This is a genomic window from Oleiphilus messinensis (genome assembly GCF_002162375.1).
GTDB lineage: Bacteria > Pseudomonadota > Gammaproteobacteria > Pseudomonadales > Oleiphilaceae > Oleiphilus > Oleiphilus messinensis.
In genome coordinates, this window is the sequence record NZ_CP021425.1 from 4,045,201 (window position 1) to 4,068,665 (window position 23,465).

The following is a 23,465-nucleotide window of genomic DNA, read 5'->3' on the forward strand; positions in this document are numbered from 1 at the left end:
CCCAGTGATAGGTTATCGCATTCAGGTCAATTTTTATCCGGCTCGTCTGAGCCTTCAACATGAGTCGGTTCTGGTTCTGGTGGTTCTGGTTCTGGATCAAGAGAAATGGGCTTTTCCACAGCATCAAGCGCTACTTCGGTGTCTAGAAGTTCGCGATGAAAATCAGTGAGCTCCCCCATTGCCTGACTCAGATCACTCACCTCTTCGCCGTCAGCCCTCGCCATAGAGCGCTCTAACATGGATTGCACCGCTTTTTGAAAACGTTTTTCAACAGTATAGTTAATCAAACTCTGTGACGTTTCCACACGACAACCACCGGGGATAATCTCCTCGCTGGCAATCACTTTCGCTTCACCATCCATTTCATTAATGACCTGCGACACAGAATCTATATCCACAGGATTGAGAAATATCCGGATATTCGCAGAAGTGGAAGGAAGCATGCCAAGTGCCTCCCGGAGAACAGTTCGAATTTGGCGGGAATCCAGCACGAGTTCCCGCTTGATGACGGCACGAGTTAACGCCATGGTAAGATTTAACAGCGCTTCTTCGATTTCATCATCATGCGCTTTTATCGGATCAAGCAGTTCGCCCAGCAAATTTTGCAGCCGTCTCAGGGCCGATTGCATTTCGCCATCAGTTTTAGCAAACGCTTCGGCATGGCCGCTTTCCTGCCCTTTTTGGTACCCTTCCTGCTCACCTTTTACACTACCGTCCTGATGTCCCTTTTCAAAACCATTTTGTAAGCCTTGCTGCTCACCCGCTTTATAGCCTTCTTCAAACCCTGCTTCGTATGCATCCTTATGAATTTGTTCCAAATCGGCAGCGGTCAACGGTTTGACCATTTCTTCTGGTTCCGGTTCGGGTTTTACTGCATTCCCCTGCTCATCCATAGCAGGCAGTTCCCAACGCTCATAGGCTGTCAATTCTTTGGCAGGAATACGGCTTTTGCCACTGATGGGTTTGTTGGACATCGAAACAGCCTCTGTCGACGATCACGTTGGGGAATAGAAAATCGAATTGCTTACACAAAGCTGATGTACTAATGCTGATGTACTAATGCTGATGTACTAAAGCTAATGTACTACAGCTGATGTACTACAGCATTTCTTCGCCAGCACCACCCAGCGAGATTTCGCCGGCATCCGCAAGTTTGCGGGCAATTGTAAGAATATCTTTTTGTGCAGTCTCGACCTCGCTGAGTTTTACCGGGCCTTTCGCTTCCAGATCATCACGCAACAATTCGGCAGCTCGTTTCGACATATTTTTGAATATTTTTTCTTTAAGTTCGTCATCTGAGCCTTTAAGGGCAAGAATCAGAACATCAGAGGAAACCTCTCGAAGCAAGGTCTGAATGCCGCGATCATCAACATCCTTGAGGTTATCAAATACAAACATCAGGTCTTCAATTTCAGAGCCAAGATCAGCATCAACCTCTTTGATCGACTCCATCATCTCGCCTTCAACGCTGCTGTCCATAAAGTTCATAATATCAGCGGCCCGCTTGACCCCGCCGATCTTACTGGTTTTCGTTGATGAGCCCCCGGAGAATTGTTTCTCCAAAATGTCATTCAATTCCTGCAATGCCTGAGGTTGAACCGTTTCCAACGCGGCAACACGCATAATGACATCCAGACGAACCTTTTCATCCAAATTCGACAACACACCTGCAGCTTGATCCGGGTCGAGATAAGAGACTACGATGGCCTGAATTTGCGGGTGCTCATAACGAATGATGTCCGCCACCGAGCGGGCTTCCATCCATTTCAAAGTATCCAGGCCGGTTGTGTTACCGCCAACCAGAATGCGGTCAATCAAACTCGCCGCTTTTTCTTCGCCCAAAGCCTGGGTCAACATGGCCCGAATATAATCATCCGCGCCGATACCTAACCCGGTTTGCCCTCCAACCGCTTCAAGAAATTCAAGCGTAACGACTTCAACTTGTTCCTGCTTGATATCACGCAATTGAGACATGGCGGTACCGACTCGCTGCACTTCCTTGGGCCCCATATGCTTGAGAATCTGTGCTGCATCCGCTTCACCCAGAGACATCAACAGAATTGCAGCGGCTTCCGTACGACTCACTTTTGGCAAATTCTTTTTGTCTACAGGCGCGGGCGCAGCGGCATTCTCTTCAGCCATGATTACCTCAATCCCCCCTCAGCGGGTTAAAAAGCATGTATATGCGGTATTAATCGAACGTTACTGGAAAGCCTAGTCTATTCATCTGCATTTACCCACTGTCTGATGACCTGCGCGACTCGAGCAGGATCCTCAGCAACCAGACCTTTCAGTGCATTCAATTGCTTATCATACCCTTCAGACGCCCCGGGTAAAAGGAACTCATCAGTCGCAGATAATGTTACTTTACTCATGGCATCCGTGTCTTCAAGCTCATCCAGAGTAGCCAATCCTTCTTCATCACCGGCCAGTGCCAGTTCTTTCTCGGCTTCGCCACTTTTCGCCAGACTTTTCAGTGTAGGACGAACCAGCCCAAATAACAGTATGACAAACACGAGGAAGGCAATAAAGGGTTTGATCCATTCAAGCACCCAAGCCTGCTGCCAAAGCGGGATTTCTTCAACCGGTACCACTTCTTCCGGCGCAAACGGCGAATTAATAACGGTTACACTGTCACCTCGGGCAGCAGAATAGCCAACCGCGTTGCGTACCAGAATCGTCAAACGTTCAAGCTCTGCCGCAGGCCAGGGGACATAGCTTAAGTCCCCCGATTCAGGGTCAATTCTTTTGATGTCATCAACAACAACTGCAACGGTCAAGCGCGCAACTTTACCGGTTTGATGCCGGGTGTAGCTCACGGAGCGATCAACTTCGTAGTTGCGAGTTGCCTGCTTGCGGATATCCGCCATCTGTGGATTGGCCGCGCCAGGCTGGCCATTGGCAAGCTCAGGTGCTGTAGCATTTCCCGGGGGCTGATTCGACAATGCGCCTGGAACACCGCCATCAGCACCATTCACGCGCTGCTCATCGACAGTTTGTTCACTGCGCAGGGCCTGTAAGTCAGGGTTGAAAACCTCCTCCGCCGACTCGATTTCAGTGAAATCAACGTCTGCCGACACTTCCGAGCGGAACCGGCCAGCCCCGATAATGGGTTCCAGAATACTGACCACTCTGGAATTCAAAACGGATTCCACCTTACGGGAATATTCGAATTCCTTTGCGATTTCCTTGGCTTCGGCATCCTCATCGTTTTTGGACAACAGGTTCCCCCGCTGATCAACCACGGTAACATCCTTATCACTCATCTCAGGCACGCTGCTCGCCACCAGGTTGACAATGGAAGACACATTCTCCTTGGTAAGCTCACGCCCGGCATAAACTTCTACAAAAACAGATGCAGAGGGCTTTCGGACATCCCGAACAAAAACCGATCGTTTCGGCACAGCCAGATGGACCCGGGCGGTTCTGACATTACGCAAACTTGAAATCGTTCGAGCCAACTCCCCTTCCAGTCCGCGTTTGAAACGAGTGGTTTCCATAAACTGACTGGAGCCCAGAGACTGATCCTGATCCATGATCTCATAGCCAATTCCGGTATCCTCTTTAACTCCGGCGGATGCAAGCTTTAATCGCGCGGTGTAAATATCATCGGTCTCCACCATCAAGATACCGGTTTTCGGCTCGATTTTGTAATTGATACCATTATCATTCAGAAGGGTGGTGATTTCATCAGGGTCATAGTTGTGAAGATTCGTCAACAATGGCTGATAATTAGGCTCCTGAGCCCAGAGTACAACGGCCAAACCCAATGCAACACTGGCCGCCAAACCGACCATCAAACCAATCTGGCGCATCAGCGTCAACTTGTTGAACCCCAGCAACATATCGTTCTGAGGATCCCCGCCAATATTCATTGATGTCTCTTCGGTTTCAGGAACCTGAGCTTCGGGGTTTACTTCAGCTGGTACACTCGCCATAACCTAATCACCCTATTAACCACTTTACCTTAACGATTTACAACCTGAGTCTGGAGATCGTTAAACCGGCATCTTCATGATTTCTTCATACGCCTGCACAACCTTGTTTCGAACCTGTGTCAGAGCCTGAAACGACACCGACGCCTTTTGACCCGCGACCATGACCCTGGCGATATCAACTTGAGGATCTCCTTGCTCATAGGCGGTTGCCAAAGTCTTGGCTGTTTTTTGCGTATCATTTACCTTGTTTACTGCTGAAGTGAGCATATCGCCGAAGCTGGGAACGTCCGACGGCTTGTTAACTTCATTGATTTTGTTTGGATTAAGGTCTGGCTGAACGGGTTTTGGACGTTGAATTTGCGCGCGTAAAGTACGCATTTCTGCCAACACCTGAGTAATATCATTTCGCTCTGTCATCACTTGCCCTACCCTTAACCAACCCACTGATGTCAAGAAAACATGCTTTGGAACCTGAGACGAATACAAACGTCGATTTTCTGACACTAATGGCTAAAAAAGCCTTGAATAACGGGTATTTTGCAGAAACCATGCCAAACTCGAGCCGCACAGAAAAATTCGATTATCCGTCAGACGTGTCGAGCGCAAACAGGATGGATACAAATAGAGAGGGATACAATTAGAAATAGATCAGGGGAAACCTGGCATTAAGGGACTGCATGAGAAAAACAATCAGTTTAATAATGAACGTTCGCCCCTTTCCGAGTAACCTCAGGAGAAAGGGGCGCTTAACAAAAAACCTTGCCTGGATCTGGATCAACTCAACGCAAGCTCAGTCTCGAGGTCGATTCCCATATCCCGCATCTGTGCCAGCTTATATCGAAGTGTTCTGGGACTGATCCCCAATTTTTCAGCTGCCAGCTTGCGCTTCCGGCATTGACGTATGGTATCAATTATAATTTGGAACTCTCTCATTTTGAGATCCGTTCCCAAATCAACAGGCGCTTCAGGCTTATAGCTATCCTGAGGTGCTCCGCCGGCAAAATGCTCTGTTTCAGATAGACTCGACGTCGGGTTTTCGCCGATCCAGCCCGAAGTCCCGACCGCATATTCATCCCAGGACTCCCCTCGTTTTGCATCTTGTGCGGACTCCGAAACCATGGATGCAGGCATGGCTGTTGTTACCGGTGCGGTCATCGCCATCCAGGGCTGACCAATCATATCGAGACATAAATCATCGGCCTGAATCACATTGCCCTGCTGCAGGATCAACGCTCGCTGGAGTGCATTATCGAGCTCACGAACATTGCCAGGCCAGTGATACTCCGTCAATGATGTTTTGGCCGCTGTCGATATATTGACGCTTGGAAGCTTCATTTTACGTGTATGCTTTGTCAACAGCTTCTCCGCCAGCGGGACAATATCCAGTGGACGCTCACGAAGAGGACGCCAGTGCATGGGAAATACACTCAACCGATAAAACAAATCTTCACGGAACTTGCCTTCCCGAACATACTCGTGAAGATTACGGTTAGTGGTTGCCAAAACCCGTACATTCAGAGCGATAGTTTTCCGCCCCCCCACTCGCTCTACTTCGCGCTCCTGCAAGACGCGAAGGAGTTTCGCCTGCAAGCCCAGCTCCATTTCCGATATTTCATCCAGCAACAGTGTGCCACCGTTGGCCTGCTCGAACTTGCCTGGAGCGCTGGCATATGCTCCGGTAAATGCACCTTTCTCATGCCCAAAAAGGATGGCTTCCAGCATATTCTCCGGAATGGCTGCACAATTAATCGCCACGAAAGGCGCTTTACTACGATTAGAGTGCGCGTGAATATACCGTGCCAGAACCTCTTTACCCGTTCCACTTTCGCCTGAAATCAGCACGGTGGAATCCGTAGTTGCGACTTTGTTTGCCATTTGAAACAAACGTCGACTGTAAGGATCCTCTGCCACAGGCTGTGCTTCATCATCATCAATATCACCATTTACAACCCGATTCACTGAACGCATCAGGGTTGTTGGATCAAAGGGTTTAACCATGTAATCAATAGCTCCCGCCTGAATTGCATTCACAGCTTGGCGTATTTGACCGTAAGCAGTCATCAAGATGACCGGTAGCCCGGGGTAGAGTTTCTGTATTTGATCCAGAAGAGCATGCCCATCCATACCGGGCATGTTGACATCGCTGACAACCAGATCAACCAGACTATTCTCCAGCAGTGGTAAAGCAGCCTCTGCCGATTCTGCCTCCAAACATTGATGACCATTCATTTCGATGGTTGTTACCAAGGCTTCTCTTAACTCGATGTCGTCTTCTACGATCAGTATTTTTGCCTTACTCATAGCTGCCACCCCAAAACTTCCAATCACTCAACTTAAATTTCTGTTGCCAGTCTTGTATTCGGAAGACCATCAACATTGTCAATTTTTCGTCGCGAACGATAGTCGCGCTTGCTACCCCTAAACCCGTTTTACCTACTGCACATCAGCACATTGTGCGGGTAGAATCAGCGTTGCAATGACGCCTCGCTCTGGTTGATTGCGGTTATTCAGACTAAACACCCCCTTATGTGCTTTCGCGACCGCCTGGACCACAGCGAGACCAAGCCCTGTACCTTGAGATTTGGTGGTATAAAACGCCTCTAACACCTGCTCGGTATCCGTATCCGGTAAACCTGGCCCGTTATCTTCTACCGTAATCGCGACGCGCTCACCCGGCACAGAGGTCAAACACACGCGGATATGCGCCTCGCCTTTAACGGCCTCAATACTGTTATTAATCAAATTCATACAGGCTCCAATCAAGGCGTCACGATTACAGGAAATATATTCCCCATGGCAGCGGTTATCCCACTCGATATGGCTATTACTGGACTGCACCGGCGCATCTGCGGCTTGTTCAAGCAATACTTTAATTTCATCGATGCAAACACGCTCTGCCATTGGCGTTTCACCTCGGGCAAAGATCAACATATCTCTAACTTGTTGCTCCAGGTGGGTCAGTCTCGACATCAATTTCGTAGCGCACTTAATTCGCATCTCGTCATCAATTTCAGACTGACAGAGATGCCCCGCATACAGCATTGCTGTTGACAGTGGCGTACGCACCTGATGGGCCAAAGATGCGACCATTCGCCCCATAGATGACAAGCGCTCAGAACGGCTCAACTGTGCCTGTAGCTGACGAGTTTCGGTTAAATCCGTTAATAAGATTAATTGCCCAGGTGTGTTGTCCATTGAACGTATAGCAATGCTGACTCGACGCCCGTCTTTCAGAGACACTTCATGTCCATCATCATGTCGAGGGGAGAAACAACGCTGAATAACATCCAGCCAGCGCTCCCCTTCCAGCGGCTCCCCCAACAAGTCGATCGCCGCATCATTACATTGCTGAATCACGCCATGACCGTCCAAAACGACAACCGCGGCAGGCAATAATCTCAAAAGGGTTTCCAATCGATTGGCAACCCGCTCCTTTTCTTCCAGCTCCTTCCGACGTTGCTGAACTTCCTCGGACAGTTCGCCGTTTAATTGACCTACTCTGTTCTCAAGATTACGGTAGGACTCTGTCAACTGCGAGGACAGATGATTAAACATATTGACGATTTGGCTCACTTGAGTGCTATCCCCATCAATCGATTCCTGATCGAAGGTTCGAGCATTCAAGGTGCCAGAAAATGCACTGGGTACAGAAATGGATTGCCGCCCGATATCCTGCATCGCAATAATGGGCTCACTACACCAATGATCTTGTATGGATTGGGCTGCCTGTTTTTGTAAACTCATTGCGGACTCCAGTGCATTAATGATCGTATTAGTCGAAAGCACTGACACTTCACCCGGTGAAGGCAAGCCAGCGTCTTCTACGTCTGGAGAACTTAAAGCACACAGCATGCCACTTTTAATTAACCTTTATTTTCAGACAGTTACAAAACACACAAACACTTAATGTCAAATATATGACTATCACCCCCACACCCATCAACACTGGTGAGTCAAGTTTTTGTCTACAAAATTTGGCAGGAATACGATACCAAGAATGAAAATGGTTATTTTTTGAACCATACTGTATTTATCAAAATATAATCACTCAGATCTATTTATCGTAGTACGTGGTTAAACGTAGTACGTGGTTAAACGCAGTACGTGGTTAAACGCAGTACGTGGTTAAACGCAGTACGAGGTTAAATGTAGTACGTGGTTAAACGTAGTACGAGGTTGAACATAGTGCGCCGACCAGTTTTTACGGTCGCTATCCCGAAAACGGGGGAAACGTCATGCAGTTATCGGAATTTTTCAATGAACTGTGGACAGACTATATCCGGCTGTCCCCTCAGGCTGAATCCATACATGAACTTTTCGAACAGGTAGATGGACCTGTATGCAATGATCATGTTGCGTTTCGAACCTTTTCGGACTCCCCCATTGCACTGGACAAGCTCCAAAAACACATCCTGTCCTTAGGCTACACACCGGATGAAGATTACGACTTTCCTGAAAAGAAACTTAATGCCAGAAGCTATGTTCACGCCACTGCCCCAGAGGCTCCACTCATCTTTTTCAGTGAGTTAAGGTGGCTCGAACTGCCACCGGCATTACGGCAAATCATTCAAAACATCATTGCCAGCATTGATCAAGGCGCAGCGGCCAATATCGACGTGCTCTGGCGAGGCCTGCTCTGGCCGCGAATTCGATGGCAGGAGTATACGTTGCTCGTTGAGCAAAGCGAGTATGCGGCCTGGCTCGCCGCCCACGGATTGCATGCCAATCATTTCACCATTTCACTCACTGAAAGGCCCACTATAAACACGGTGGCATCAGCGGTTGAGCAGCTACGAAGCGCGGGCTTTCGTTTAAATAAATCAGGCGGCTTAATCAAAGGCGGACCAGACACCTTATTGGAACAGGTATCGACACTCGCTGATGTCGTACCGGTCCGGTTTGCAGCCGGTCAAATTCATGAAATTCCAGGGTGTTATTACGAGTTTGCCAAGCGTTACCCTACCCGGGAAGGAAATTTATTTCGAGGTTTTGTGCCCGCCAGTGCCGACAAAATATTCGAATCCACCCATCATGCCCGGTAAGATCGGGCTGAAAAGTGTGCCAACCTGCGAAAATTGCGAGGTGAAGTATGGCCAGAAAAAATCGAATCATGATACTGGGAGCGGGACGCATCGGATGTTGTATTGCCCGAATACTGCAACACAGTAAAAAATACAAGTTAACGGTCGCTGACTCCAATACCCAGGCCCTTACCGAACTGAAACAACTGAAATTTGCAGTGCTGACACTCGACTTTGCTGATTCCAAAACATTGCGTAATGCCTTTCAGGGTTATGATGCAATTATTTCAGCCGCCCCTTTTCACTTTAACGTGGGTATCGCCAAAGCCGCTCTAAAAGCAGGTCTTTCCTATTTCGACCTTACTGAGGATGTTGCCACCACAAAAGCGATTCGGTTGCTGTCCTCAAAAGCCAAAAACGGGCAAATTTTCATGCCGCAGTGCGGCCTCGCCCCGGGTTTTATCGGTATTCTGGGCAATGCACTGGGCCTGCAATTTGAGCAATTGCAAACACTCAAATTAAGAGTCGGGGCCCTCCCGGAATTCCCCACTAACCAGCTCATGTACAATTTGACCTGGTCTACCGAGGGCTTAATCAATGAATACTGCAATCCCTGTGAAGCCATTTCCCAAGGGGAATACTGTCAATTAAAACCACTGGAAGGTCTGGAAACCTTTTCACTGGATGGCAAATCCTACGAGGCATTTAATACATCTGGCGGCTTGGGAACACTTTGTGAGACGCTGGCTGGAAAAGTTTCGGAATTGACTTACAAAACTATTCGATTTCAGGGGCACCGATATCTGATGGATTTTCTGATCAACGGCCTGCATTTGGGTGATAGCGGGAAAAGCAGGGATTTGTTACGAGAAATATTCGAAACAGCCATCGCAAAAACACAACAGGATGTAGTCATTGTCTTTGTGACGGCCACCGGTTATGTCCAGGGCAAACTGATGCAACGGAGCGCTTACTACAAAATATATCATGGGGTAATTGCAGGTGATCACTGGAGCGCGATTCAAATTGCAACAGCGAGCTCTATGTGTGGCGTAATAGACATGCACTTCGAAGGGCAACTGCCTCGCTCCGGATTTGTGCGCCAGGAAGATGTTCCCTTTCGGGACTACATTAAAAACCCATTTTGTAAACCGCTGGCACAAGCCCGGCATCAGCATGCCTGATGAAAGAAACGTTAATCCCGAAAGCCAATGAAGAGGAATCGTTATGCAGCAGAAAATAATAAACGCCGCAAAATTAGATATCTATCTAAAAGGCACGCAATTCTGCGGTGTGATTCAGGGAACACATCGACTGGCCGGGAACGAATCCGTTTTTACCTCCCTGTCACCGATTGACAATACCCCTGTAGCCAACTTTGGAAAAGCCGACTCCACGGAAGTTGAACAGGTTATTGAGCGATCAAAAGCCGCTTTTTTGCAGTTCCGAACCGTGCCCGCTCCAATCCGGGGGGAGTTGGTTCGACGCATCGGCAACCTGGCTCGTGAACGAAAAACACTACTGGCCGAATTGATATCCCTTGAAGCCGGAAAGATCAAGGAAGAGGCCCAGGGTGAAGTTCAAGAGCTTATCGATATCTGTGATTTTGCCGTGGGTCAATCAAGGCAACTTTACGGTTTAACCATCGCCAGTGAACGTCCTGAGCATCGAATGATGGAGCAATGGCACCCTCTTGGCCCTGTCGCAATCATCACAGCTTTCAACTTTCCCGTTGCAGTCTGGGGCTGGAATGCGGCCTTGGCTTTGATTTGTGGTAACAGTCTGATTTGGAAGCCATCAGAACAAACTTCACTGTGTGCACTTGCTTGTCAGCAGCTAGTAGAGGATGCATCAAGCACCATGGCAGAGATCCCGGATGACCTCACTGCCGTACTTTTAGGCGATAAAACAGTCGCAGATCCCCTGATCAGCCACAGGGATATTGCCCTCGTCAGTGCTACCGGTTCAACCGAGATGGGACGAACGGTAAGTGCTCGCGTTGCACAAAGACTTGGGCGGGTATTATTGGAACTCGGCGGAAACAACGGCATGATTGTGACCCCCTCAGCAAATCTGGATCTCGCGCTCAGAGCGATTGTTTTCGCAGCGGTGGGCACCTGTGGGCAGCGCTGCACCTCGCTGCGCAGGGTAATCGCTCACGAGAGTATCATAGATGAACTCGAAACACGCTTGATCAAGGCTTATACATCATTGCCTGTTGGCAACCCGTTTTCGGATAAAACACTGATTGGCCCTTTGGTTAACAGAGCCGCCGTAAAGCGCTTTCAAGCAGCAATCGAAACATTTCAGAAAGAAGGCAACGAAATTATCTATGGCGGGCAACTACGTGAAGATTTGGGGCCCGGTAACTATGTCACTCCGGCCATAGGAAGACAAACAGGGGACAGTCAAATAATTGGCACAGAAACCTTTGGTCCGCTGCTTTACCTCACTCCCTATGAAACACTGCCAGAAGCGATTTCGATCCACAATAGCGTCACCCAGGGGCTCTCTTCCGCCATTTTTACCTCTGACCTCCAGGAGGCAGAGCAATTCCTTGGCCCGGCAGGCTCAGACTGTGGTATCAGCAATGTGAATATCGGAACGTCCGGGGCGGAAATTGGTGGTGCTTTCGGAGGCGAGAAGGATACCGGTGGCGGTCGGGAATCTGGCAGCGATGCATGGAAAAACTACATGCGCAGAGCCACAAACACAATCAACTACGGAACTGCGCTTCCGCTTGCACAAGGTATCCAGTTTGATATCTGACGTATGATCCGAAAGCTTGTCTGAACTCAGCAGCTTTATGCTCAGCAGAGCCAAGAGGCAGATCAGTCTGCCTCGCCCTCTTTGTTCAAGCCATACTTCCTTACCTTTTCAACCAAGGTAGTACGACGAATGCGCAATCGTTCTGCAGCTCGGGCGACAACCCCCTCACTTTCATCAAGTGCTTGCTGAATCAATGACTTTTCAAGGTTACCCAAGTAATCCTTCAAATCGATGCCATTGACCGGTAATAAAGCGGGCGAATCGAGCCCTACCAGCCCCCCCGAACGGACATCCACATTATCAGGAAATGCATCATCTTCATCGGATTCATCCACATGCCGGAACTTATGGGGCAATTCATGTACACCCACCACGCCATAGGGATGCATTATCGCCAGACGCTCTACCAAATTAGCCAATTCACGTACATTACCAAACCATTCATGGCGACACAGGCTCATAATCGCTGCAGAGTTAAAACGAATGGATCCCCGCTTCTCGGTTTCCATGCGGGAGACAAGCTCATTAATCAATAACGGAATATCTTCCACTCGATCTCTCAGAGGCGGCATTTCAATGGGGAAAACATTTAAGCGATAAAATAGATCCTCTCGGAAATCGCCATTGCGAATCATTTCTTCAAGGTCTTTATGCGTGGCTGCAATAATTCTCACATCGGTTGTCAGTGTTTTATTACCGCCAACCCGTTCATAGGTTCGTTCTTGAAGCACCCTCAGAATCTTGACTTGCATATTCAAAGGCATGTCACCGATTTCATCCAGGAATAACGTACCTCCTTCCGCCATTTCAAACCGACCTTTTCGGTCTGATATCGCCCCTGTGAACGCGCCCTTCTCATGCCCGAACAGCTCACTCTCCAGCAGCTCTGCCGGAATGGCGCCGCAGTTAACAGGTACAAAAGGTTTGTTTCGTCGCTTGGAGTTATAGTGTAGATTTCGCGCAACCACCTCTTTCCCGGTCCCTGATTCACCGGTAATCAAAACACTGACGTCTTTATCCGCAACCTGAGACATCAACTGGCGAACCTGATGGATCCCCCGACTCGTGCCCACTAAAGACCGGAATAACTGAATTTCACGCTGCTGACCCCGCTCCCGCCGAGCATTGAATTGCTCCCGATACACCTGCGCGCGATAAAGGCTGTCCAGCAGTTTATTGTAGGCTGGCGGCCACTCAATACGGGATAACACCTTGCCGTGTGCAGCACTTGATTCAGACACCTCTTCAGGGTCAACATCGCCGAGAATCAAATAAGGCAAGCCTTGATCCAGAGCCCCCAATTTACTCAGGGTATCCTTTACCACACTTTTATTCCCACCCAGTATGGCGAGCCCATATTCTTCGACACTAAACGCATCACCTGTGATGGTACTCTGTAAGTCATCACCACTGACTAAAACGACTTCTTCACCAATAAACTCTAGAATTACTTTCATGTTATGACACCGTTCATCGGTATCATGGATGAGGAGCACCTTCATTTCTTTTCGCATGAGACAGCAAACCCTTCATTGACACGGACTCAGACCAATCCCGTCACGCTAAACAGCTTAAAGTGCCCTTGGGACAATCATTCACACTAAAACCATCAACACAAACAGCGGCCTCATCAAAGGCGTGATGGCAAGTAATTTGGTTTTAAGATGGTTAACAGGATGGAGCACCAATAAGTAAAGTACGCTATGACCTACCAGTCAAATTTATGACTAATATTTACCACCATTAGCGCCAAAGGTGTCTTTTCATCATTTTTTTGACATCAGCATTGCTGAATATAAACAAATCCCGGGGAACCGTAGCTTACCGGTACTTCGCTGAATCAATATAACGACTTGCGGCTTTGTGTTCATTATTAAGTTGTTTGAGCTGTCTTCCAAGCTCAGACTGTTTATCCTTTGCTTCGATCAACATTCGCTGATATTCGCTTTGAATATCTCGCAGCATACTCTGAAGCGCATCGCGCTCATTCTGCCCGGCAAACGCGGCACGGTTGACCAGGTTTTCCACCTCTGTCGTCAATTGAGAGTCCAATGCCTCAACGCTATCCCAGTCCTCTTTTTCAAAGCTCGCGAACAGTGCACATTTAATTTGTTCAAGATTGCTGTAGTCCAAACTCATAATATTTCCCACTGAAAAGCTGTTTCTTCAGTGTAGCGCTTACAATTGTATGGGTACAATATTAATCCTATAGCCCGTTTTGCGAGATTCATTACGTTAACTTACATGCTTGCTTATTTTATTGAACCACCGCAGTAATCACCTATCATCAATACAAAATATTTCTTTTTAATATCAGAAACCTAATAGAACCAAGAACTCACCTAACATTTGTTTAAAATTGGTTGTAACAGACGGACTTCAGGCTGATACTCACCAGAAACAGCTTCTAAATTAATGTTAATTTCGTGCGAAAAGTCTCGGATTTATTCGTTGGGATGTTTCATTATTGAGGCACATTCTGAGGCGCGTAAAGGGTAGACAAATATGCCAAAGCTCGTGAAATCAATCTTCATCACCAACAACAAGAAACAAGATCTGACCCTGAAAACTACTCCAGATACTCCAGCTAAAAACTTACCCAGACTCGCAGAAAATGAACTGGAGTGGGAACTCTCTGCTCAAATCGCTTTACGTAACCGCTGCTCACAACCCTAGATCACATACAATCCCAGATCACATACAATCCCAGATCACTTACAACCCCTGATCACTTACAACCAAAAATCCTAGCATCCCTGATGCCCAATTACTCCAATCAAATAAGTTCTTTGATCCGCACCGTCAATTAAGCTACAAATTTTGGTTACATCAAGTTGAATCAAAAAAGCCCTCAAAAAGAGGGCTTTTTTGTTACGGCTTGGAGAAACTTGATTACGACAAGAACTTAATCATAACACCAGCCGCTACCGCAGAACCGATAACACCAGCAACGTTTGGACCCATTGCGTGCATCAAAAGGAAGTTCTGTGGATTCGCTTCCAGGCCAACTTTGTTGGACACTCGAGCAGCCATTGGCACTGCAGAAACACCGGCAGACCCAATCAATGGGTTAACCTTCTCTTTACTGAAGACGTTCATGATTTTAGCCATGATAACACCTGTTGCTGTCCCTACGCAGAACGCGACCATACCCAGAACGAGAATACCGAGCGTTTGCAAATCGAGGAACTTGTCAGCAGACAGCTTGCTTCCAACAGACAGACCCAGAATGATCGTTACGATGTTAATCAGTGCATTTTGAGCCGTATCGCTCAAACGATCAACGACGCCACACTCGCGCATCAGATTACCCAAGCAGAACATTCCCAACAGCGGTGCTGCGTCCGGTAAGAACATCGCCACCAGAATCAACAGAACAATTGGGAAAAAGATTTTTTCCAACTTTCCAACCTGACGCAATTGTACCATCGCAATCTTACGTTCTTCCGCATTGGTCAATGCTTTCATAATGGGTGGCTGGATCAAAGGAACCAGCGCCATGTAGGAATAAGCAGCCACAGCAATCGCACCTAACAGATGGGGCGAAAGCAACGTTGCAACATAGATCGAAGTCGGACCATCCGCGCCACCGATAATGCCGATAGCGGCCGCCTCTTCTATTGAAAACTCAATAACGCCGGTGGACGTCAACAATGCCGCTCCCAAAACCGTACCAAAAATACCAAACTGTGCAGCTGCACCGAGGATCAAGGTTTTTGGATTTGCGAGCAACGGCCCAAAGTCCGTCATTGCACCTACACCCATAAAGATCAAGAGCGGAGCAACACCACTGAGAATCGCTACAGAGAAGAAGTTATAGAGCATACCATTGGCATAGCCCATATCTACAGCCGAAAAGCTTGCCGCTTCATGCATTGCAGCATTTGCAGCTTTATACGCCTGAAGCAATTCATATCTGAACTCGGATGAAGCAACCGCTTGAGCGGCATCCAGTGGCACATTCAGTACCCCGGCAAGTTGTGTCAACTGCGCTGCACTACCAAGATGGATCGCATTCTCTACCGCAGAGTATGCCAATCCCGCCTCTGGAATATTCGCCATAACCCCACCAAACCCGATTGGGACCAGCAGTAATGGCTCAAAACCTTTGCGAATCGCAAGGTACAGTAACCCTAAACAAACGAACATCATGACCGCTTGACCGGGTGTCAGATTATACAGGCCGCTGCCTGTCCAAAGATTAATTATCTTATCCATATTAAATAAGGCTCAACTTAACCCAGAGTCAACAGGACATCACCAACAGCGACGGAATCGCCAACAGCAACTTGAACACCACCTACCGTACCGCCCTTGGGTGCACGGATTTCGGTTTCCATTTTCATCGCTTCAAGAATAATCAGTACATCACCTTCCTGAACCGACTGCCCCGCAGATACGAGAATCTTGAAGATATTACCAGCGAGAGGCGCGTTAATTGGATCACCACCACCTGCAGGAAGCGCTGCTGGAGCCGCTGCCCCACCACTGGCTCCACCGGAAACTGGAGCCAAATGAGTAACATCACCACCTTCTGAAACCTGAACAACATAGGATTGGCCGCTAACAGAAACGGTGAAAGTCTCTGGCTCACCCGGTTTGCTGGATGCCGCAGATGCAGGCACTTCATTTCCTGTTGGAGCAGGCTCAAACGCGGAAGCATCACCTCGGTTTTCCAGGAATTTCAAACCAATTTGTGGGAACAAGGCATAAGTCAGTGCATCGTCCACAACAGCATCAGCCAATTTGAAGCCCTTTTCCTGGGACAGGGACTTGATTTCATCCGTTAACTTATCCATTTCAGGCGTTAACAGGTCAGCCGGGCGACAAGTGATCGCTTCTTTGCCATCCAGCACTCGAGCCTGAAGCTCAGCATTGTAAGGTGCAGGAGCAGCGCCGTATTCACCTTTTAAAATACCGGCGGTTTCTTTTGAAATTGACTTGTAACGTTCGCCAGTCAGGACGTTAAGTACCGCTTGTGTACCCACGATTTGAGAGGTTGGCGTAACCAGAGGGATGTAACCCAAGTCTTCACGTACGCGGGGAATTTCTTCCAGCACTGCGTCAAATTTGTCTGCAGCGCCTTGCTCTTTCAACTGGCCTTCCATATTGGTCAACATGCCACCTGGAACCTGAGCAACCAGAATTCGAGAATCCGTACCACGCAAGGAGCCTTCAAACTTGGCGTACTTCTTACGCACAACACGGAAATAGGCTGCAATTTCTTCCAGTTTGGAAATATCCAGACCTGTATCTCGATCGGTTCCTTTCAATGCCGCAACAACAGATTCCGTTGCTGAGTGACCGTAGGTCATACTCATTGAAGAAATTGCCGTATCAACGCGATCAATTCCCGCTTCAACCGCTTTAAGGATCGTCATATCAGACAACCCGGAGGTTGCATGAGCGTGCAATTGAACTTCCAACGAAGTTTGTGCTTTCAGTCGCGAAACCAGATCAAACGCATCAGACGGCGTCAAGATCCCTGACATGTCTTTAATCGCGATGGAGTCTGCCCCCATATCTTCGATTTCTTTGGCCAGATCGATCCACATATCCAAAGTATGTACAGGGCTGGTCGTGTAGGAAATGGTACCCTGAGCATGTTTTCCAACGCGCTTAACTGCTTTGAGCGCTGTATCCAGGTTTCGTGGATCATTCATCGCATCGAATACCCGGAATACGTCTACACCATTTTCCGCAGCACGTTCAACAAACTTATTGACTACATCATCTGCATAATGTCGGTAACCCAGAAGATTCTGTCCACGTAGCAACATCTGTTGCTTGGTGTTGGGCATTGCTTTTTTCAGCTCGCGAATACGCTCCCACGGATCTTCACCGATAAAGCGGATGCAGGAGTCAAATGTTGCGCCACCCCAGGATTCTACCGACCAATATCCAATACTATCGAGCTGGGCGGCAATGGGAAGCATATCTTCGAGGCGCAGGCGAGTCGCGAACAGCGACTGATGTGCATCCCGAAGCACAACATCAGTAATACCTAATGGTTTTTTCATATCTGTCATGGGTTTCAAGCCTTCTGTTTTAAGGTGTTAAGCAATCTTTCTCACTTCTTGTGGTGTGAGCGATATTTCTGTACTGCAGCTGAGATAACAGCCAACAGTTGCGCATCATCCGCAGGTGAAGCCGTCTGTTTTGGGGTTGCTGGCAATTGTGGCGCTGGCGGAGTAAGCTTGGCGGCCACTTTTGACATTGCCGTTGTGGCAAAGATAAGAATTACCAGAAACACAAACACAAACCCCATACCCACGATCATGAGCTCGAATGCTTGTGACATTAAGTTTGACATAGCAAGTTAACCTTTAAATAGTACGTTAACCATTAACGATCACGTTAATTGCGAAACATTACTTCATATTCTGTTGCCGGAAGTCTTGCCCTATTTGAGTAGCCCCTGTGCAACCTGAATGGTTCATCTACAAAAAATAGTGAATCCGAACATTGTGTTGATTACTTTTCGCATATGGCGCTACCTCTTATCAAAGCAAGTCGATATATCTGAAAACAGCGTAATTCAGCGCATACAGACTAACGATTTCGGGTAACTTTTTTCGGAGCGAAAAATCCTGCGTATTTTGCCTATAAAGAGCTGGTTAGGCAACCAATATGGATGGATTTATAGGGAAATTGGAGTTTTTTTTCCCGAACTGTCGGGAAATCCGATGATTTGGACACACCACTGCAATATTTGGTAAGTAAAGTGTTGGAAAAGCACTATATATACGATTTTTATCTAAGTGATAACGCTGCGTCTACGAATCACTTTATGACAGATTCGGCGCAACAGTCTGCTTTCGATACCCGAAAAATGAGACCTTACGAAAAAGCCGCCCCTGCAAAGGGCTAGAGGAATTAAAAACAAGATGAAGATGTATAATGGCGCGGCTGGGAGGATTCGAACCTCCGACCGCCTGGTTCGTAGCCAGGTACTCTATCCAGCTGAGCTACAGCCGCACTAATTACATCGTTCAAAGACAAGAAAGCCCGCACTTGCGGGCCTGTCAGGATTGTGGCGCGGCTGGGAGGATTCGAACCTCCGACCGCCTGGTTCGTAGCCAGGTACTCTATCCAGCTGAGCTACAGCCGCCTAATCACAAATGGCGGAGAGAGAGGGATTCGAACCCTCGATGAGTTTAACCCCATACGCCCTTAGCAGGGGCGCGCCTTCAGCCTCTCGGCCATCTCTCCTCAGAACGCGGCGTATAATAACATAATATTTTCAAAAGCAAAGCCTTAATTTGAAAAAATTATGAATTACTTTCACCACCCTCATGACCTTCAGCTTTTTCTTTTTGAATACGTTGGTAAATCTCTTCACGATGCACAGCAACTTCCTTCGGCGCATTCACACCGATACGCACCTGGTTACCTTTAACACCAAGCACTGTTACCGTAACATCATCCCCAACCATCAGTGTCTCCCCTACACGACGGGTCAAAATCAGCATTATTCTATCTCCTTAAAATTCGACCTGTTCCAAATCCAAAACGATACGTTCGGTTACGGAAACCTTTTCCCCACATTGTAAGGGGCATTACTTTATATGAATATATACGTAATTATTTTGAGGTCCTCCCCCAGACCTTAATTATAGTTATTATTGCCAAAAGTCCATTTTTAAAGCCCAATTTCCCCAATAATTCACTGAATTCGAGACGAGAACAGCTTATTGGAGGGGAAACTGGCGGTAATCGATTCAATAATTATCAATTGTCTTCTTTGGTCTGGTCATCGCCCAAACCGAAGGTGCTATGCAAACTGCGCACAGCCAACTCAAGATATTTTTCATCAATTACAACAGAGATTTTGATTTCAGACGTTGAAATCATCTGAATATTAATCCCTTCAGAAGACAGTGCTTCGAACATTTGCGTCGCAACACCGGCATGTGATCGCATCCCTACCCCCACGATAGAGACTTTTGCGATTTTGTTGTCGCCACCCATTTCACGAGCGCCAAGCTGTTCTTTTAACGCTTCAAGTATAGCACTTGCTTTCTTGTAATCATTGCGATGCACGGTGAAAGTAAAATCCGTGTGATTGTCATCACCGGTGTTTTGAACAATCATATCTACTTCGATATTGGCATCACTGACTGGCTTCAGAATTCGAGAAGCAATGCCCGGGGTATCAGGTACACCTTTCAGGGTTAATTTTGCTTCATCACGATTAAAGGCAATCCCCGATACGACTGGTTGCTCCATTTCGACCTCATCATCAGTGGTAATCAACGTTCCGGGGCCATCCTGAAAGCTGGACAGCACTCGCAACGGTACATTGTACTTCCCAGCAAACTCCACAGATCTGATCTGCAGAACTTTGGAGCCCAAGCTGGCCATTTCAATCATTTCTTCAAAAGTGATCTTACTCAGTCGTCTGGCACTGTCTACAACCCTCGGGTCTGTAGTGTACACGCCATCCACATCAGTATAAATCTGGCATTCGTCACCCTTTAACGCGGCAGCCAGAGCAACCGCAGTGGTATCAGAACCACCACGCCCCAACGTAGTAATGTTGCCGGTTTCATCAACACCCTGAAAACCAGCAACCACAACCACGCGCCCCATGGACAAATCACTACGAATATTTTCTTCGTCAATTGATTTAATGCGCGCTTTGGTATGCGCATCATCCGTCACAATTCGAACCTGACTCCCCGTGTAGGAACGAGCCTCGACACCTCGCACCTGGAGCGCCATACATAGCAGAGCAATGGTAACCTGCTCTCCCGTTGAGACCAAAACATCCATCTCTCTCGGCGAAGGCTCTTCGGTGATACTGTTTGCCAAACCGATCAGGCGATTGGTTTCACCACTCATCGCCGATACAACTACAACGATGTCATCTCCATTTCGGCGAAACCCTGCGACCTTGTCAGCAACAGCTTCTATTCTCTCCGTGGTTCCGACCGAGGTCCCACCATATTTCTGGACTATCAACGCCATTTTATCAATTTACCTTCACAAGCGCCCGAAGGCATATTCGCCACCTGAATTCAAAAAGTGGCGAATTATACCTCAATTTTATGAACACACCTATAACAAACAATAAGCTTTAGGTCGTATACCGATTATTAACCTCGGGCCGCAACCCAATCGGCCACACCCGCCAATACTTCAGGCAAGCTAGCCACATCCGTACCACCACCCTGAGCCATATCCGGTCTTCCACCACCTTTACCACCGAGCTTTTGAGCCGCATCTTTCATTAGCTCGCCGGCCTTGTACTGACCGGTAATATCTTTGGTTACGCCGGCGACCAAGACCACTTTATCGTTTTCAACTGTAGCCAGTAAGACAACTGCGGAACCCAGCTTATTCTTCAATTGATCAGCCGTCTCAAGCAATGTCTTGCGATCAGCCCCTGGCAATTCGGCAGCAAGCACTTTGATTCCAGCGACATCTTTAGCCTGAGAAATCAAATCGGCTCCCGCGCTGGCGGCCAGCTTGCTTTTAAGCTGTTCAATTTCTTTCTCCAATTGACGATTGCGCTCTGACAGCGCTTTCACTTTCTCTACGACAACATCGCGACCCGCTTTAACCAAACTACCGAGCTCGGCAACTATCGTATCGGACTGTTTATGCCATAATTCAGCTTTCTCACCGGTAATCGCCTCAATCCTGCGAACGCCTGCAGAAATCCCGCCCTCCGAAACAATAACAAACGAGCCAATATCCCCCGTTCGCTGCACATGGGTTCCACCACAGAGCTCGACAGAAAACCGCTCTTCCCCCATTGTCAAAACACGAACTGTATCGCCATATTTTTCTCCAAACAAAGCCATCGCACCTTTTTCTTTAGCGCTCTCCATATCTGTGAGTTCGGTTTGTACGGGCGTGTTTTTGCGCACCTGCTCGTTTACCATTGCCTCTATTTCGGCAAGTTGTGCAGGTGTAACGGCTTCATAATGAGAAAAGTCGAAGCGTAACTTATCCGGGTCGACCAAGGATCCTTTTTGACTGACATGCTCGCCCAGAACCCGTCTGAGTGCAGCATGCAACAAATGTGTCGCGGAATGATTAAGCGCAGTCGCCGTTCGTTGAGAGGCGTCTACTGAGGCTTTGACCTCAACCCCTTCCTCAAGCTGACCTTGCTCGATCTTACCAATATGCAGGTGATGACTGCCTTCTTTGCGGGTATCCAATACTCGCATGCAACCACCATCAGCCCAAGTCAAATAGCCGGTATCACCCGCTTGACCACCGGATTCAGCATAAAACGGCGTTCGCTCAAGTACGACAACAACCTCGTCTCCAGAAGCAGCCACGACAGGCTTTCCTTCGACAAATACCGCTTTCACCCGATCGGCACCTTCAGTGGCTTCATAGCCGGTAAAGTCAGTCGAGCCTTCCACAATAATTGAGTCATTATAATCCACACCAAATTTACTCGCTTGACGGGACTGTTCCTTTTGGGCAGCCATCGCCTTCTCGTAGCCAGCATAATCCAGCTCGAGGCCACGCTCCCGGGCAATATCATTGGTCAAATCAACTGGAAATCCATAAGTATCGTACAAGGTAAAAATGGTCTCACCCGGAATCGTATTGCCGTCAAGTGCCGCTATATCCTGCTCCAAGAGGCGCATACCTTTATCCAGAGTGCGAGCAAACTGCTCTTCCTCTTGCAACAAAATACGCTCGATTTGAGCTTGCTCACGGATCAGTTCCGGATAAGCATCGCCCATTTCCTTAACCAGTGCCCCCACTAGCTTGTGGAAGAAATTATCTTGTGCGCCAAGCTTGTTCCCGTGTCGAACCGCACGACGAATAATGCGGCGCAATACGAAACCTCGACCTTCATTTGAAGGCATAACACCATCTGCGATGAGGAATGAACATGATCGAATATGATCCGCGATAACCCTCAATGACTTTTCTGTGGTCGGCACACCATCGAGCAATTTCGATGCGGCATTCAATAAATTCTGGAATAAATCGATTTCATAATTACTGTGCACATGCTGCATAACGGCAGCAATTCGCTCCAACCCCATGCCCGTATCTACAGATGGCTTGGGCAGGGCGTGCAACTCGCCATCGGCAGTACGGTTGTACTGCATGAATACCAGATTCCAGATCTCGATATAGCGGTCACCATCATCATTCGGTCCGCCAGGGGGATCGCCCGCAATATCAGGACCATGATCGTAGAAAATTTCAGTACAAGGCCCACAAGGCCCTGTATCTCCCATGGCCCAAAAATTATCTTTCTCGCCCAGACGAGAGAAACGACTCTGGTCGATCCCCATTTCATTGAACCAGATTTCTTCCGCTTCGCTATCGTCTTTGTAGACCGTAACCCATAACTTTTCTTTGGGTAGCTGCAGCTCTTCAGTTAGAAATTCCCAGGCAAATCGAATCGCATCTCGTTTGAAATAGTCACCAAAGCTGAAATTGCCCAACATTTCGAAAAACGTATGATGGCGTGCGGTATAACCAACGTTTTCAAGATCATTGTGTTTGCCGCCTGCACGCACACATTTCTGGGACGTTGTCGCACGACGGTAATCGCGGTGCTCTTTCCCGAGAAAGACATCTTTAAACTGGTTCATCCCCGCATTGGTAAAGAGCAACGTAGGGTCATCTGCTGGCACAAGCGAACTACTGTCGACAATTTGGTGGCCCTGCCTTTCAAAGTAACTTAGAAACGCCTGACGTATTTCTGAACTCTTCATACACTAATTTCCACGAGCTTTGGATTCGTTATCGTCTT

18 protein-coding genes and 3 tRNA genes are annotated in these 23,465 nt (G+C 47.9%); 4 read left to right on the plus strand and 17 right to left on the minus strand.

What is annotated here, in order from left to right:
• Positions 1–26: 26 nt before the first annotated feature.
• The 6 genes from OLMES_RS17590 to OLMES_RS17615 form a co-directional block, all read right to left on the minus strand.
• On the minus strand, positions 27–974 hold the full coding sequence (locus OLMES_RS17590; protein ID WP_087462465.1) for a flagellar assembly protein FliH: 948 nt from the start codon (positions 972–974) through the stop codon (positions 27–29).
• Positions 975–1,098: 124 nt separating this feature from the next.
• The gene (fliG, locus tag OLMES_RS17595; protein WP_087462466.1) at positions 1,099–2,142 is read right to left on the minus strand and encodes a flagellar motor switch protein FliG; all 1,044 of its coding nucleotides are present in this window, start codon (positions 2,140–2,142) and stop codon (positions 1,099–1,101) included.
• A gap of 77 nt (positions 2,143–2,219) precedes the next feature.
• Positions 2,220–3,938: a flagellar basal-body MS-ring/collar protein FliF gene (fliF, locus tag OLMES_RS17600; RefSeq protein ID WP_087462467.1), complete on the minus strand. Its 1,719-nt coding sequence runs from the start codon at positions 3,936–3,938 to the stop codon at positions 2,220–2,222.
• A gap of 60 nt (positions 3,939–3,998) precedes the next feature.
• Entirely contained in the window at positions 3,999–4,355 is a 357-nt protein-coding gene (fliE, locus tag OLMES_RS17605; RefSeq protein WP_087462468.1) for a flagellar hook-basal body complex protein FliE, read from the minus strand.
• A gap of 357 nt (positions 4,356–4,712) precedes the next feature.
• Entirely contained in the window at positions 4,713–6,239 is a 1,527-nt protein-coding gene (locus OLMES_RS17610; RefSeq protein WP_087462469.1) for a sigma-54-dependent transcriptional regulator, read from the minus strand.
• 132 nt (positions 6,240–6,371) lie between these two features.
• A complete protein-coding gene (locus tag OLMES_RS17615) occupies positions 6,372–7,682 on the minus strand; it encodes a sensor histidine kinase (RefSeq protein WP_232465137.1) in 1,311 nt (436 codons plus the stop codon).
• A gap of 491 nt (positions 7,683–8,173) precedes the next feature.
• On the opposite strand from OLMES_RS17615, the gene OLMES_RS17620 reads away from it, so the two are divergent.
• From OLMES_RS17620 to amaB, 3 genes are read left to right on the plus strand one after another with little or no spacing between them, the layout of a single operon-like run.
• A complete protein-coding gene (locus OLMES_RS17620; RefSeq protein WP_087462470.1) occupies positions 8,174–8,980 on the plus strand; it encodes a DUF1338 domain-containing protein in 807 nt (268 codons plus the stop codon).
• Between the two features lie 47 nt (positions 8,981–9,027).
• Positions 9,028–10,143 (plus strand): saccharopine dehydrogenase family protein, encoded by a 1,116-nt coding sequence (locus OLMES_RS17625; RefSeq protein ID WP_087462471.1) that lies wholly within the window; start codon positions 9,028–9,030, stop codon positions 10,141–10,143.
• 43 nt (positions 10,144–10,186) lie between these two features.
• Positions 10,187–11,728, plus strand: coding sequence for an L-piperidine-6-carboxylate dehydrogenase (gene amaB, locus OLMES_RS17630; protein ID WP_087462472.1), 1,542 nt, complete (start codon positions 10,187–10,189; stop codon positions 11,726–11,728).
• Positions 11,729–11,790: 62 nt separating this feature from the next.
• Here amaB and OLMES_RS17635 read toward each other — a convergent pair whose 3' ends face one another.
• Positions 11,791–13,242, minus strand: coding sequence for a sigma-54 dependent transcriptional regulator (locus OLMES_RS17635; protein WP_087462473.1), 1,452 nt, complete (start codon positions 13,240–13,242; stop codon positions 11,791–11,793).
• A gap of 307 nt (positions 13,243–13,549) precedes the next feature.
• A complete protein-coding gene (locus OLMES_RS17640; RefSeq protein ID WP_087462474.1) occupies positions 13,550–13,867 on the minus strand; it encodes a flagellar protein FliT in 318 nt (105 codons plus the stop codon).
• 366 nt (positions 13,868–14,233) lie between these two features.
• Here OLMES_RS17640 and OLMES_RS28045 point away from each other — a divergent pair, with 366 nt between their 5' ends.
• Positions 14,234–14,404 (plus strand): hypothetical protein, encoded by a 171-nt coding sequence (locus OLMES_RS28045; RefSeq protein ID WP_157678365.1) that lies wholly within the window; start codon positions 14,234–14,236, stop codon positions 14,402–14,404.
• A 216-nt stretch (positions 14,405–14,620) separates the two neighbouring features.
• Here the strand turns inward: OLMES_RS28045 and OLMES_RS17645 are convergent, their stop codons facing one another.
• The 9 genes from OLMES_RS17645 to alaS form a co-directional block, all read right to left on the minus strand.
• Positions 14,621–15,946 (minus strand): sodium ion-translocating decarboxylase subunit beta, encoded by a 1,326-nt coding sequence (locus OLMES_RS17645; RefSeq protein WP_087462475.1) that lies wholly within the window; start codon positions 15,944–15,946, stop codon positions 14,621–14,623.
• Positions 15,947–15,963: 17 nt separating this feature from the next.
• Positions 15,964–17,757 carry a sodium-extruding oxaloacetate decarboxylase subunit alpha gene (oadA, locus tag OLMES_RS17650; RefSeq protein ID WP_087462476.1) on the minus strand — a complete coding sequence of 598 codons (1,794 nt, stop codon included), beginning with the start codon at positions 17,755–17,757 and terminating at the stop codon, positions 15,964–15,966.
• A gap of 41 nt (positions 17,758–17,798) precedes the next feature.
• Complete coding sequence (locus OLMES_RS17655) at positions 17,799–18,041, minus strand: OadG family protein (RefSeq protein WP_087462477.1); 243 nt, start codon at positions 18,039–18,041, stop codon at positions 17,799–17,801.
• A 588-nt stretch (positions 18,042–18,629) separates the two neighbouring features.
• A tRNA-Arg gene (locus tag OLMES_RS17660) sits at positions 18,630–18,706 on the minus strand.
• Between the two features lie 56 nt (positions 18,707–18,762).
• Positions 18,763–18,839, minus strand: a tRNA-Arg gene (locus OLMES_RS17665).
• An 11-nt stretch (positions 18,840–18,850) separates the two neighbouring features.
• A tRNA-Ser gene (locus OLMES_RS17670) sits at positions 18,851–18,940 on the minus strand.
• Positions 18,941–18,999: 59 nt separating this feature from the next.
• On the minus strand, positions 19,000–19,200 hold the full coding sequence (gene csrA / locus OLMES_RS17675; protein ID WP_087462478.1) for a carbon storage regulator CsrA: 201 nt from the start codon (positions 19,198–19,200) through the stop codon (positions 19,000–19,002).
• Positions 19,201–19,459: 259 nt separating this feature from the next.
• The gene (locus OLMES_RS17680) at positions 19,460–20,698 is read right to left on the minus strand and encodes an aspartate kinase (RefSeq protein WP_087462479.1); all 1,239 of its coding nucleotides are present in this window, start codon (positions 20,696–20,698) and stop codon (positions 19,460–19,462) included.
• 128 nt (positions 20,699–20,826) lie between these two features.
• Entirely contained in the window at positions 20,827–23,427 is a 2,601-nt protein-coding gene (gene alaS, locus OLMES_RS17685; RefSeq protein WP_087462480.1) for an alanine--tRNA ligase, read from the minus strand.
• Between the last annotated feature and the right edge of the window lie 38 nt (positions 23,428–23,465).